This window comes from Nostoc spongiaeforme FACHB-130 (assembly GCF_014698475.1).
In the GTDB taxonomy this organism is placed as follows: Bacteria; Cyanobacteriota; Cyanobacteriia; order Cyanobacteriales; family Nostocaceae; genus Nostoc_B; species Nostoc_B spongiaeforme.
Genome location: NZ_JACJTB010000038.1, coordinates 22261 through 36488 on the forward strand (window position 1 = coordinate 22261; position 14228 = coordinate 36488).

Below are 14228 nucleotides of genomic sequence, written 5' to 3' on the forward strand. Positions count from 1 at the left end.
CAGGTCAGCCCGGAGACTACGCCTACTACAAGCATCCTTGATTGCTGCTACTTTCACGTTCTGACAAGGTTTAGGTGTTTTAGTCGCATAGATCCGAGCCTCAAGAAAATAATAACACTAGGACTTACGCATAAAAACGAAAAATTAAGGATTTTGGTGAGGGTATAGGGGTGTATGTATCTCAAACCCTTACACCCTTACACCCCATCTTCATAGACAATATTGGTGCGTAAGTCCTGAACACTAAAAGTTCGTCGGTGTTTCTTACTCAACCACAATTTTCCACTCGTAAAGCTGATAGTCAACACAACCGTTTTTAACCAAGGGGTCTAGGGCAATAATAGCTTGAGCCTCATCCATCGAAACTGCTTCAAACAGCAACATCCCACCTCCCATTTTTGCCCAATAGCCTGTTTTGGCTTTATGTCCTTTGGCAATTAAATCCTGTACGAATGCTTTGTGAGCAGGTACATATTGGTCAAAAATTGTTTTATCGACTTTTCCTGACTCTATTTTGACAAACCAGGGCATTTTGCTACTAACCTCATAGGAGCAAGAACTAGCTTCCATCACCGTAAAGCTTTTGAGAGACGTTGCCATACCACGTCTCTATTTCGATATCACGAAGCTTTTGCGTGTTTCTGTTTAATCAATTGTAGTGATTGCTGACTTTTAAGTGCTGACAATACGCCGAGAGTGCCGACAGCAAGTAAGCTCAAAATGGATGTATGTTCAGGAATAGAGATTATTCTGGCTGAAAAAACAACGGGTAATTCACTATCTTCTATCCCCAAATTTTCAAACCCAAACAAAAATGGCGGTGCTGAAAAGACCTCTAAATAACCTGGTGTGGGCAGAAAACTAGCAAAAAACGGACTAGCATAGTTTCCTGATGATGTAGAATAACCAAAACCGTCACCTGTTAACTGCTGGCTATTCAAACTAATTAAATTGTCCACGTTAAAAGGTTCGTTGCCCGGAATTGGAGTCCCCGTAGGTTGTAAACCAGTAATTGTTTCATTATTACGTGTGCCACTGATTTCCACAATCTCGTAAAAACCAGAATCGTCTGGAGTGTCATTAGTAATGAAATTACCGCGTGCTGTTATACCAGAACCAAAATAACTCCATTCCCAGTTTAAAGTAGCAGCAGAGACAGCTTGCATGGTTCCGAAAACCAATCCCGAAACAGTCAAGGCTGTAGTAGACAGTAGAGCTAGATTTTTCATAAAGATAGTTGGGGGTAGATGCGTACCTGTCAAGCCGCACTGCGAAAGGATGAGTCATTCCCTGGCTAATGCTGAGGCTTTTTGTATAGCTTCGCCGAGAGTGACGCAGATATTTCACCCGAAAGACTTGTGGCTACACATCAAAACTTTGTAGGTTAATTGACATTGGAATCTTCAACCAATGGCAGTTTAACATCAAAGATACTTGGTTTATCCGTATAGTAATTACTTACTCAATTTTTAAATTAAACGGTAAACGAGCATAAACTCCATTAGGATCATTCATGCTTTGAAATACCTCTAATTCTTGTTGCAGTTTTTGGAATTCTGCTGTGAGAGGGTTGGTGGCTTTAACTTGTTGTTGTCCCTGTATTTTTAAAGCTGTACTAGCTTCTTCCACTGCTTTACCAAATAAAATTTCGTTGAGGCTATTTTCTTTGGGATATTCTTTTAACTGCCAATTGTTGCCTAAGTTGGCTTTTTCAGCTGCGTATTTCACCGCCGCATTCAGTCCACCAATTTCGTCTACCAAACCAATTTGTTTAGCGGCTACACCAGACCAAACTCTACCTTGAGCAATTTCGGCGACTTTTTGTTCTGGTAATTTGCGTCCTTTGGCAACTTTATCGAGGAATATACTGTAAACTCGGTTCACACTGCGCTGATACAGTGCTAGTTCTTGGGGTGATTTGGGACGAGCGACAGTTTGAGCATCAGCATAGCGGGCTGTTTTGACTACATCCCAAGTGATACCGTTATCATTTGCTAGTTTTTGCCCATTAAATAAAATACCAAATACACCAATGGAGCCAGTGATGGTATTTGGTTCGGCAAAAATTCGGCTAGAGTCACTAGCAATCCAATAACCACCAGAAGCGGCAACATCACCCATAGATACTACTACAGGTTTCACTTCATGGGTTAAGCGGATTTCCCGTTGCATGATTTCGGCGGCTGTGGCGCTACCACCAGGACTATTAATTCTTAAAACGACGGCTTTGATATTTTTATCTTGGCGGATTTTGTTGAAGATTTTAGCAAAGCGATCGCCACCTACTTGTTCATTATCACCGCTACCATCGACAATTTCGCCTTCGGCATAGACTACAGCAATTTGGTTTTTTGATGCTTGTTCGGCTTTGAGGGATTTATTAATAACTTGGGAGTATTCTAGAATGTCAACTTGGCGGAAATTTTTCTCATTTTGATCGCTATCGGTGAGTTTTTTCAAGTCTGCAACTACTTGATCATGGTATGCAACTTGATCGACTAAACCATTGGTTTTGGCTGCTGGTGCTTCGACTATGGCTTGATTATCAGCGATCGCTTGCAATTTTTGCGGGTTAATTTTGCGGCTTGTACCTACTGTAGTTCGCCACTCGCTCCACACGTCATCCAGTAGTTTCTGGGTTTGTTCGCGGTTTTCTGGACTGAGTTTGTTTAAAATGAACGGTTCAACAGCGCCTTTAAATTTGCCAACTCGCACAACCTGTACACCAATACCAAACTTTTGCAATGCACCGCTTAAGAACATTGGTTGGCTACCCAAACCGTTGACTTCTATTGCACCCAAGGGATTGAGAACTACGGTATCAGCGACAGAACTGAGATAATATTCTTTTTTACCCCAATCTTGACCGTAAGCGACTACTTTTTTCCCGGCGGCGCGAAATTCTTCTAAAGCTTTGCGAATTTCTTTCAGGGAAGCAAAGCCTAAATTTCCCCCGGAAGCATTACTACCATCTAAATATATACCGACAATTTTTGGATCTTGTTTGGCTTGGTTAATCGCATCTAGAACTTTGCGGAGTGTGATTCTGTCTTCTGGATTCCCAGATAATGTTCTTTGTAATTCTTCACCCGCAGTCGGTTCTCGATCAGTAATATTCAAAGATAAGTCAAACACTAAAACAGACTTATTCTTGACTACTGGACTCACCTCTTGAGTAGCGGCGATCGCAAATAGGAGTAAAAATAGTCCTGTAGTCCCAATCCCAAAGAAAATAAATAACCCTAGTAAGCTACCAATTACACTGGCAGCAGTTTGTTTAACAAAATTAGTCATTAGTCTATCAATTTTAGATTTTAGATTGTCTCTCCAGAAAACTCTGGAGACTTTTAGCGTTCAGGAATTATGTGACTGATGGTGAGTGATTGACTACAACAGCTAAACTCTTTTTGGAATTGGGCTGCGTATTAAATTCTACCTCTGACGCTTAACTCCTGACTTTATTTTAGGCGTTGTAAACTGCCAGAATGTTTTAACTGTTGCAAGTTAGTATTCCCGGTACAAAATAGCACTGTGACAATTTCGGCCATTAAAACTTCCACTAACTCTGAAATTGCTGTTTCTGAAATTACCGCCGCTTGCAAAAAAGGCATCGCTAAACCTGCGATATCTGCACCTAATGCGATCGCTTTGGCAACATCTAAGCCATGACGCAAGCCACCAGAGGCAATTAAGGGAATATCCGGTGCGATCGCGCGTACACTTGTAATACATTCTGCTGTTGGGATGCCCCAATCTGCAAATGTTCTACCTAACCTGCGCTGCAAGTCATTTTCTGCTCGTTCACCCTCCACTTTCGCCCAAGAAGTACCCCCCGCACCAGCAACATCAATTGTCCTCACTCCAGCCGCTATCAATTTTTCCGCCATTGCACCGGAAATACCATTACCTACTTCTTTCGCAATCACCGGCACATTTAACTTACTGCATAAATTAGCGATTTTGTCAAATAAGCCGCGAAAATTCACATCCCCTCTAGGTTGAATGCACTCTTGCAGAGGATTAATGTGCAGAATCAACGCATCAGCTTCTAGCATATCGATGATTCGCAGACATTCATCTAAACCATACTTGTAGTTCAGTTGCACAGCGCCTACATTGGCAAACAACAAAACATCCGGTGCATATTTACGCATCGCAAAAGTATCAACCACCTGGGGTTTTTCTACAGCTACCCGTTGAGAACCGACACCCATCGCCAACTTGTAGTGCTGACAGACTTCCGCTAAACGTCGGTTAATGATTCCCGCTTCCTCAGTTCCGCCAGTCATGGAAGAAATGAGTAATGGTGCTAGTAGGTACTTGCCTAAAAAATTGGTGCTGATATCGATATCGTTGCGATCGATTTCTGGTAAACAACAATGGCTAAAACGATAACTTTCCAAGCCATTGGTGATTTCACGGCATTGAACGTCTTCTTCTAAACAGATACGGATATGATCTGCCTTCCGCGACTGAGTTGGTTCAAAATTGCTAGTAGGGGCTTTCACTGGTAGATATGACTCAAAGCAGTTGTCATCACTATTCTATGGCTTAGACAAAAAGGTTAGAGCAGGTGATAGGTTACAGGTGAACTTCCATTAATGTTTAAGACTGGAGAAAAGTGTATGGCTTTTACACACCCATACACCCACTTACTACAGATAAACTTTGTGCGTAAGTCCTAAATGTATTTGTCCATCAAGATTTTGAATGGTAATATAAGACACTGAGGAGACAAAATGGCATTAGTGTATACAGAAGTAAATTTTATGGCAAAACACATTGATTTCAACTTCTGGGCTAGAGTTCCTAATTGGTTGTTAGCACATCGCGTAGCCGTAAGTGTGTTGACTTTTGTATCACCTTTAATTGTCAGTAGCATAAGTAATCAAACTTTGGCACAGACTCCCAATAGTGAGAGAGTTGATCAGTTAATCCAAGGTTTGAGCAACGAAGATTTATTAGAACAACTGAATACTGTTACAGCTTTAGGCAATGTTAACGACAGAGAGTTTAGCAGTGAAACATTAGATAAACTCAAGCTGGCGTTAGCAAACCCTGATTGGCGAGTACGCAGTGGTGCAGCTTTAGTGTTGTCTCAAAAAGGTGGTTTGTTAGTTAAAGATGCTCTACCAACCTTAGTCAAGACTCTGCAAGATCCAAACTGGTTTGTCCGTAGCAGTGCAGCTAGAGCCATTGGTAATATTGTTGCTGAAGATACTGGTGATTCTAATGGCGCAACTACGGTGATTGAAGCTGCTAAATTTTCCAGTTATCTGGTTGATGCGCTGCAAGATTCTGACTTTTCGGTGCGCTTTAGTGCAGCGACATCTTTAGTGAAGTTAAATACTAAATCTGCTTTTATCGTATCTCGCTTAATTTCCAATCTCAGCAATACGAATGATCCTCAAACTCGCCTTGTGACTGCGGAAAACTTAAATAACATCAGTACTGAAGTTACCCCCATTCTTCCAAATCTTGGGAAAGCCCTAAAACACGGCGAACCATCAGTAAGAGCATTAGCTTTGGAGACTATTGGTAGTATCAGTACAGATACTAGTGCAACTTTGCCTTATTTAATCCAAGGTTTGCAAGACCCAGATTGGACAGTGCGTAGCAAAGCTGCTAGAGCAGTTGTAAGAATAGTTACAAATCTTCAAGAAAAATCCAGAGCGAATTTTTTCACTGCATCTGACTTGAATGCCATAGATGAGTTGCAAACAATTCAGCAAATTTTACAAAACCCACAAAACCATTTTTATAACAACGAAAAAGCTGGGGTGAGTTTAGCTATTAATACTCTGCAAGCAGCACGCAGGAATAGATAATATCGCATCTAATTTCAACAAATAGCCCTCAGACTGAAGTCTGGGGCTATACAAACTAAACCCGCCTGCGCGGGTTTTGAGACAGTCTAATTCAGAAATCAGGAATCAGAACTCAGTATTCAGTATGAATTCTGGATGACACTTATCCTGCCGGAGACGCTACGCGAACGGCAAGCTCAGTGCATCGCTGAGTGATAAATATTTGCGGAAAACCTCGTCCCGCGTGGGCGAAATCAAAATAAAACTTTCTTCCTCATTTAAACTCCATCTCTTTATGGGTGGAGTCTTCTGAATTCTGAATTCTGTCTTCTGACTCCTTTTTATTTCTACTGTGTCTCAGACACACTAATAGGTTCTGGTTTTTTGACTCCATGCAGTTTGATGAAACTATCAAAGGCATACCATGCCAAAACATACCAAGGGATAATTTCTAGTTGCAAACCTTTAACTAGCAACTGTCTCATCGATAAACATCCTAGTGCCAAAGGAAAGATAAAGCGTAAATCAACTACGCCATTTGTGGATTTTTCGACTTGTTCGTTTAAGTCAAAAACCGCATTAGCAACTGTAGCGGCTGCTTCGGAGTGGCTTTCGCTGCCGGTGGTGACATCGGTGAAAATGATGCCAATATCTTTGAGTGTAGATACTACATTTTGCCAGCTTTCATTGTTGCGATCGTGATGAATGACAATACTGCCATTTTGGATATTAGTATTTACCTGACTGATGTTGGGTTGAGCGTTCAACATCTTGACAATGCGTTGTATTTCCCCGGTGTGGCGATGAGATGGGGCAATTCTTAAGCGTATTCTGCCTGGGGTATCGCTGATGATTTTGGTCGAGATAGGCTGGGATGGCGTGTTCAAGGTATTTGCCTCCACAACTTTAGGCATCATAGTGACATTACCATGATTATTTGTAAACACATCCACCCTCCTGAGTAATACTTTGAATCCTATTTGATTAGTAAAATTACACTGCCTGAGATACCCGATTTCTGGAAGAAATCGGGTATCTTTTGGTTTGCGAACGATTGATAACTGCGATATCTGATGAATAGGAAAGTTTGAAGTATTGAGTCTGAAACTTGATTCTTCATCCTTTCCAAAACACAGCCTAGCTTATGCACCATTATCAGATGCGCTGTCCACTGGGGTCGCCGCAGCTTCAAATAATGGGGTTTCTCTGTCTTCAGCGAGTTCGGCTTTGGCTTCAGCTACGATGTCTTCCCAGGTTTCACCTAGTTCAGCAAATGCGCCTTTGCTTTTTTCGTAAGCGACAATTCCGCCTTTGATGATGCTTTTAGCAATGGGTTTACCAATTCCAGCAACAACAGGAATCAGGACGGGTGCGAGTAGAACTGCACCGATACCAGCTATAATTCCAGGAGCGCCAGCATCTTCAACAAAATCAGTAATTTTCGGCATAGTTAGTATCTCCAGTTAAATTGAAAAATTGTTAGAAAGCTATCTAGCTTAATCTACCCAAGGTCTGATCTCATCTTGCTGATGGTATAGCTTTCTTTGGGGAATTTTTAAGAATTGGACGCAAGCCGTTAACGCCTGCAACGATTGTTGAACCATTGTTAACTACCGTTGCACCTAGTGGGTTTAGCCCAAATAGCACTGCGATCGCCATTGCTGCAATATTAGGAATAGCAACAATACTGGTGTTTTGGCGAATGAGTTTTTTGGCGTTGCGTGCGAGGGCGATCGCTTCTAAAATTCCATGTAAGTCGTTTTCCATCAGCACTACGTCTGCTGTCTCACGAGCAATTTCGGAACCGTGAGCAAAGGATATAGAAACATCGGCGAATGCTAAAGCTGGGGAGTCGTTAATTCCATCTCCCACAAAGGCAACTGTTTTGCCCTGTTCGTGCAGTTCACGGACAACGGCGGCTTTTTGTTCGGGGAATGCTTCTGCGTGGGTATTGGCTGGGGCAATTCCGAGTTCTGCCGCTACGGCTTTAGCTGTGCGTTGGTTGTCGCCGGTGAGCATGTGAACTTCTACACCTTCGACTCTCAACAGGTGGTTAATTACTTCTCGTGTTTCAGGACGCAGAATATCACTATATCTTATTCTACCGAGAAGTTGCCCATTACTCGCCACATAAATCACAGAATTAACGCGGTTAACGTTGTTGAGGGCTTCCATGTTTACGCCTTGTTGACGCAAGAAGCGTTCGCTACCAACATAAACAGCCTCGCCATAAATCTCGGCTTCTACACCTAAACCCAGCTTGTAATTCCATTTGCTGCGGCTAGGAATCGTAACTTTTTGAGTTTCGGCATAACGAATGACAGCCTCCGCAACTGGATGTGTTAACCTTTGCTCGGCGGCGGCGGCTATAGCTAAAACTCTATCGCTGTCAACTTCAGGATTGAAACTATCAACACCAATAACGGCGACTTCACCCTTAGTTAAAGTACCAGTCTTATCAAAAACGATGGTATCAACTTCTGCTAGTTGTTCTAAGGCGCGACCACTACGGATGAGAATACCGTGGCGGGCGGCATAAGTCAAAGCTGCCAAGACTGTTGTTGGTACAGAGACTCTGATCCCCGTAGCAAAATCCAGGGTGAGGACACTGGCGGCTCTAGCGGCGTTGCGGGTAATTGCAAACACTCCTGCACCTAGTAATAAGGTGGGTAGGACTGCTTTTTCCGCAATTTTGATGGCGCAGTTTTCCATCCGCGTGTCATGGACGGGGGCTTCTTCCATGAGTTTGATGCTTTGTCCGGCGCGGGTATCGTTACCTACCCGTTCTGCCAAGATATAGATACTGCCTTCTCTAACCAATGTGGAAGCAAATACAGGTTGTCCTTGAGTCTTTAAAACTGGGACTGATTCGCCAGTGAGTTTCTGCTCATCTAGTAAGGCTTTACCCCGCAGAATACTGCCATCTACTGGGACTTGTTCACCAGGATAGACAATTACCGTGTCACCACTCTTGACTTCTTTGATGGAGATTTGCACCTTTTCACCATCACGTTCTACCCAGACAAATTGCCCTAGAGAGTTGAGCAAGTCTAATGTCTGCATTTTAGAAGAACGGGCAGTGCGATCGCGGATATTTTCGCCAATTTCAATTAAACTCAGCATCAATGCAGGTGTCAGGAATTGACCTTGGACTGTGGTAATCACAATTGCCAAGAAGTCCAACACATCAATTGTCAGTTTTCGCTGCATTACTAATCCAACGATGGCTCGTTGAAATACAGGTAATGTTGCTAAAGCAATGGTTCCAGCCACCATGACTGGCGGTACAGATAGCCCCAATGGCCCACCTAATACTGCTAGTCCAGTGGCTACCATCGACAGTTGCAAACCTGGCCAAGCGCCTTCTTCACCATCTTCTTGGGATTTCTGATTTAGAGGCTTTTTCTGATCCAACAGCACAACGTTAGCATCATTAGCTGTCATAATCAGACAACTCAGACGCGATCGCATTTTCGCATCGTTGACTTGACTAGCTTTGTAGGTAACAACTAACGAGGCCGCCGCAGGTTTAATTCTGACGCTGGTAATGAGGGGATCAACCTCCAACAAGGTTTGTAGACGTTGCATGTATGCGGTGTTATCACGCAACTGTGGGATACGCAACCGCATTCTTCCGGGAACTGCATGGACAACGCTATAGACAACTTTGGAGACTGGCTGATGAGTGCGTCTATTGAAGTTAGCAAGAGTTGCTTTGCCATTAGACTTGTGAATTGGTTGGGCTAAAATCACTGGGCTGACGGTTTCGTAAGCTTTCGCACCCAAAGGTACCTCTTCTTTAACTTCAATTTCCGAAGATTTTTGAACTGCGGGTGATACTAGTTGTGCTGTCAATGGTGTCATTCCTGATCTCGCTAAAATGATGAAAGACTGGATTTATATGGTGGTCGGCTTTCATACCAAAGTTGGGTTCTTAGATTGGAATCTAGATTTATCAATCATTCCGACCAAGTTGGTATTTATATTCGAGAGCGAATTTTTCTCTCCAATCACTGAATAAGGCAAAAGTTAAAAGTTAAAAGGCAAAAGAAAGAATCAGAAAAATGGTCTGAAGCCCACTTCGGCAAGCTCAGTGCATTGCCTAGATTTATTTATGGGGATTATGTTTTTACTTTTTACTTTTCACTTTTTACTTTTTACTTCTTAATGAAGACTGGTGAGTTACTACAAAAAATTTGCCGAGATGTTGTTAAATTCTGCTGGTTGGATTGGCGGCGATACCTGCCGTTGCTTCGTTGGCAGATTGAATCAAACAAATTAAATATGTTTTGGCTGCTTCTTCCACACTGTGCGATCGCTCTTGAGAGTCTCGCAGTTTTCCAGTTTGATAAGTGATCACCACTGAGGCTGCATCTTTATTGATGCGCTCACTTGTCACCACTGGATCTGCTTTGAGCAAGTTCTCTAAGCGTTGCACATATTGGCGATCGCGCGATATTTGCGGTATATGAAACCTAATTCGTCCAGGTATGGCGTGAACGATATTATAGGCTACTTGAGTGCTGAGTGCTGAGTGCTGAGTGCTGAGTTTTAAGTGCTGAGTTTTGAGTGCTGAGTTTTGAGTGCTGAGTGCTGAGTTGTGTGTCACCGAAGTTTGCTCAACGGGGGTTATCTCCGCACACGGCTTCTCACTGAGTGCTGAGTGCTGAGTAGTTTGTTCTTCCTCTGCACCTCTGCTCCCCTGCACCTCTGCTCCCTTGCTCTCTGTCTCTTCTACTTGAACTGTATCAGCAGTCTGCAATAAACTCGCTAAATTTGAGCGCATTTCAAAGTCAGACATCATCCCTGTCTCATAGGTAATAACGACTGATCCCGCTTCTCGATTAAATTGCTGATTAATCACCCATTCTTGCTCTTTGATTAACGCTTGTAGGCGTTGCAAATATTGGGGATCATCATTAATTTTTGGTACACAAAATGCGACTGTGCCGGGAAGTGCCGCAGTAATACTATAAGCTACCTTGGCCGATGGTTGATGGGCGATTTGGTTTGGTTTGGCTGCTATTTTCCAGGGGCTATGCCCAGGAGGCTGCGAGGCCGATGAGGATACAGAACCCTCCATTTTCATCCTCCTGTGTTCCTTCACGGAACGATCTACAACGGAAAGTTCGCCATATAGGCTAAAGAAAAAGACATAGCTGCGGGCTTCATCTCAGCCCAAATACTCGATATGTTTAGATTGTTACTTTCTGCTGATGTTTTTGTTGTATCAGCCGATACAACAGGCTGAGTATTTTGTTTTTCAGGCTGTTGTGGTTCTGCGATTTGAACACTAGGTACGTCAGGATGAGTCTGCAAAGCCAATTCCATTAGTTTTACCCAATGGCTGACTGCAATTTCACCTGGATGATATGCGATCGCAATTGAGGCTGCATCACAATTCATCCGCACGTTAGTTACATAAGCATCGGTTTTCAATAACCTTTCCAGTCTTCTAGCATAAGCTTGATCCTGGGTAATGCGGCTGACATTAAACCTAATTCTGCCCGGAATGTGATGAACTACAGTGTAGGCAATCTTGGCTGACGGTTTTACGTCTTGCCTAACTTGTTCAGCAACAGGTTTAGTTACGGCTTGTGTCAATTTCGGTTGTCTAGTTGTGTTATTTGGTTTTACAGATTGGCTATTGCTGTCTGACTTAGCAATTTGCGGTTCTAGATAGTCGATTACCCGACGTGTGGCATCTGCGGTAATCATATAGACTGGAATCGATGCAAATCCACTAATCCCTAGACCTCCTGTCACTGCTAAACCAGTCATCAGAGGAATAAAGGAAATAGTTTGCTCCATCCAAAAGTCTGGAGATTTCCACACTGCAAAGGGATCTTTGCTGCTCATTGATTGAGGCGAATTTGGGGAAGGGTAAATATTCAGTTTTTCTAGTATTCCCAACATTTGAGGTAATGTCAAATCATTTTCGTCAAAGTTAACGACTAAACTCCCTAATTGCTCGTTTGTCGTAACTTCCGTGACTCCTTTGTACTGTTGTAAATGTTGGGATACTAATTCTAAGCTTGCGTTTAAACTGCCGTCAGTAGCGCGGATACGAATGCGACCGTGGGTTGCATGGATGATTTCTAAACCACCAGTTGGTAAATGCGTCTCTAACTTTGCAGTTGCCAAACTAGTATGTCTATTCACTTGTAATTGATCACTGTGACGCTGAGTAGAGATTAAGTCAGGAGACAAAGCCTCTTGCGGACTTACTCCGCGACTACTGAGAGTTTTTGTCATTTACTCGATAGTTGCACCAAGGCTCAAAGGTTAACGATAGGTTAAATATAACTCATAAATTCCGTATGTGAACTCATCCTCAAGATTTATTTTAGATTAAGTAATGTTAATCACCCGTTTTTGGTATTCTTGCTCGGTGATGATATCGTGAGTACTTTCAACGCGGTCTATAAATACAATTCCATCTAAATGATCATACTCATGCTGAAAAATTCGCGCTACAAAGTCAGTTAATTCCTGCTTTTGTAATTGTCCGTCGCGGTCATAATATTCAACTTCGATAGCCTGATATCTCGGTACTAATCCCCTAATACCAGGGATACATAAACAACCTTCCCAACCCTTAACAATTTCTGTTGAATGTGACACTATCTTAGGGTTGATCATAGCTGTGGGTTCCATTGTAGGAGCATTGGGATACCGGGGATTGGGACGAGAGGCGACAATAAATAAACGCTGCTTTTCAGCAACCTGCGGTGCAGCAATCCCCACACCATTTGCTTGGGAAACTGTGGCAATTAAATCATCAATTAATTTTTGAATTTTCTCATCATGAATATTATCAACCCAAGCGGCTGTTTGCCGAATCACTGGGTCGCCTAACTGAAGAATCGGTAATAAGTCAGCCATCTCAAAAACTCCATTGTCAATTAGCAGATCATTAATCAAACAACTACCTAAAATAATAAAAATTGACAATTTAGAATTGTCAATTTTTGCAAACATAAGATTTACTAATATTTAGTGTGTAAGTTTTTTAACCTAAAATATTAAGTCCTGAACTTCATACTTTAACTAGTTTTCGCGTTGTACAGGTAAAGCTGCGGGACGAACGGTGAGTTGGGTAATTTGTCCGTTGCGCTCTATTTGTACGGATAAAGGATTACCGATTTGACTTTTCTCCAAAATTCTTTGTACTTCCTCTGGTTTAGTGACCGACTGGTTATTAATTTGCTGAATCACATCTCCTGGCCTGAGTCCCGCCGCCGCCGCCGGAGAACGAGGCACAATCCGCACTAACAATACACCTTTATCTGTCGTCAGAGTAATGCGATCGCCAAATCGTTCGTTTATCCTGTCTTTAATTTCTGGTGTGAGTGCCACCATCTGCACACCCAAATAAGGATGATCAACCCGACCTTTCGTAATTAATTCTTGAGAAATTTTCTGGACTGTGTTAATCGGAATGGCAAATCCCAAACCTTGGGCGTTGCGAAGAATTGCTGTGTTCATCCCAATGACTTGACCACGTGCATTCAGCAACGGGCCGCCAGAATTCCCCGGATTAATCGCTGCGTCTGTTTGCAGATAGTCAACTCGCTTATCACTAGCACCAATATCACTGCTAGACCGATCTGTTGCACTAATAATCCCCGATGTCACGGTATTGTTTAACCCCAAAGGGTTACCAATGGCAATTACCGCTTCCCCTGGCTGTAAAACGTCCGAATTACCTAACGATACAGTTGGCAAGTTATTGGCATCGATTTTAATTACAGCGACATCTGTAACAGGGTCTTCTCCCAATACTTGACCATCAAAAGTCCTACCATCTTTCAGCGTCACGGTTACTTTATCAGCACCGTCAACGACATGGGAATTAGTCAAAATTTGCCCAGAGGAACTAATGATAAATCCTGAACCACTACCCCGTTCAACTCGCTGTCTGGGTTGAGAATCCCGGAAATACCGCCGAAAGAAAGGATCGTTAAATTCGTCGGGAACACGCGATGTAATTGTTCTAGCGGAGTCGATTCGCACAACTGCACCGCCAACATTTTTCACCACGCCAACAACAAAATTAGGATCACCAGATGAAATTGGTGAAAGTGCGATCGCAGATTCGGAATTAGATGTTTTACTATCGACAGTTCCAGGTTGATTGACAGAATTTTCAAAGGTTTTTCCTGGTAGAAGGCTACAGCCCCCCAAGGACACCACTGCTACCCCACTGAGCAGCATTAACTTCACATTTTTAGCCATTTTGCTCAATAGCCAATCCCAGCTATCAATATTATGCACTGTTGTGTTCATGTGTCTTTGCTTCTCCGTGTTGGTCAGTGGGTGATAGGATATTGCCTACTGGGTAGTCCCAAAATGATTAGAACTCAAAGTTTAGCTTAGGTCTAGTAGTTCACCAACCGAACATTGCCGTGTCGACCTAGC

At 42.8% G+C, this 14228-nt stretch carries 12 protein-coding genes and 1 other RNA gene; 1 reads left to right on the forward strand and 12 read right to left on the reverse strand.

Annotated features, from left to right (window positions below; genetic code table 11):
* Positions 1–3: 3 nt before the first annotated feature.
* The 5 genes from ffs to fni all read right to left on the reverse strand — a co-directional run bounded on the left by ffs (position 4) and on the right by fni (position 4508).
* Positions 4–100, reverse strand: an RNA gene (gene ffs, locus H6G74_RS22975) — signal recognition particle sRNA small type.
* Positions 101–264: 164 nt separating this feature from the next.
* Positions 265–531: a YciI family protein gene (locus H6G74_RS22980; RefSeq protein ID WP_190969899.1), complete on the reverse strand. Its 267-nt coding sequence runs from the start codon at positions 529–531 to the stop codon at positions 265–267.
* A gap of 89 nt (positions 532–620) precedes the next feature.
* Complete coding sequence (locus H6G74_RS22985) at positions 621–1229, reverse strand: PEP-CTERM sorting domain-containing protein (protein ID WP_190969862.1); 609 nt, start codon at positions 1227–1229, stop codon at positions 621–623.
* Between the two features lie 229 nt (positions 1230–1458).
* Positions 1459–3294 carry a signal peptide peptidase SppA gene (gene sppA, locus H6G74_RS22990; RefSeq protein WP_190969863.1) on the reverse strand — a complete coding sequence of 612 codons (1836 nt, stop codon included), beginning with the start codon at positions 3292–3294 and terminating at the stop codon, positions 1459–1461.
* Between the two features lie 164 nt (positions 3295–3458).
* A complete protein-coding gene (gene fni / locus H6G74_RS22995; RefSeq protein ID WP_190969864.1) occupies positions 3459–4508 on the reverse strand; it encodes a type 2 isopentenyl-diphosphate Delta-isomerase in 1050 nt (349 codons plus the stop codon).
* Between the two features lie 231 nt (positions 4509–4739).
* On the opposite strand from fni, the gene H6G74_RS23000 reads away from it, so the two are divergent.
* Positions 4740–5828 carry a HEAT repeat domain-containing protein gene (locus H6G74_RS23000; RefSeq protein WP_190969865.1) on the forward strand — a complete coding sequence of 363 codons (1089 nt, stop codon included), beginning with the start codon at positions 4740–4742 and terminating at the stop codon, positions 5826–5828.
* Between the two features lie 326 nt (positions 5829–6154).
* Here H6G74_RS23000 and H6G74_RS23005 read toward each other — a convergent pair whose 3' ends face one another.
* The 7 genes from H6G74_RS23005 to H6G74_RS23035 all read right to left on the reverse strand — a co-directional run bounded on the left by H6G74_RS23005 (position 6155) and on the right by H6G74_RS23035 (position 14096).
* Positions 6155–6754, reverse strand: a complete 600-nt coding sequence (locus H6G74_RS23005) for an HMA2 domain-containing protein (protein ID WP_190969866.1) — start codon at positions 6752–6754, stop codon at positions 6155–6157.
* Between the two features lie 195 nt (positions 6755–6949).
* Positions 6950–7255: a DUF5132 domain-containing protein gene (locus H6G74_RS23010; protein ID WP_190591426.1), complete on the reverse strand. Its 306-nt coding sequence runs from the start codon at positions 7253–7255 to the stop codon at positions 6950–6952.
* Positions 7256–7325: 70 nt separating this feature from the next.
* Positions 7326–9671, reverse strand: coding sequence for a heavy metal translocating P-type ATPase (locus tag H6G74_RS23015; RefSeq protein WP_190969867.1), 2346 nt, complete (start codon positions 9669–9671; stop codon positions 7326–7328).
* A 346-nt stretch (positions 9672–10017) separates the two neighbouring features.
* Positions 10018–10890, reverse strand: a complete 873-nt coding sequence (locus H6G74_RS23020) for an HMA2 domain-containing protein (protein ID WP_190969868.1) — start codon at positions 10888–10890, stop codon at positions 10018–10020.
* 32 nt (positions 10891–10922) lie between these two features.
* Positions 10923–12062, reverse strand: coding sequence for an HMA2 domain-containing protein (locus H6G74_RS23025; protein ID WP_190969869.1), 1140 nt, complete (start codon positions 12060–12062; stop codon positions 10923–10925).
* A gap of 96 nt (positions 12063–12158) precedes the next feature.
* Positions 12159–12692 carry a peptide deformylase gene (gene def, locus H6G74_RS23030; protein ID WP_190969870.1) on the reverse strand — a complete coding sequence of 178 codons (534 nt, stop codon included), beginning with the start codon at positions 12690–12692 and terminating at the stop codon, positions 12159–12161.
* Positions 12693–12857: 165 nt separating this feature from the next.
* On the reverse strand, positions 12858–14096 hold the full coding sequence (locus H6G74_RS23035) for an HhoA/HhoB/HtrA family serine endopeptidase (RefSeq protein WP_190969871.1): 1239 nt from the start codon (positions 14094–14096) through the stop codon (positions 12858–12860).
* Positions 14097–14228 lie beyond the last annotated feature (132 nt).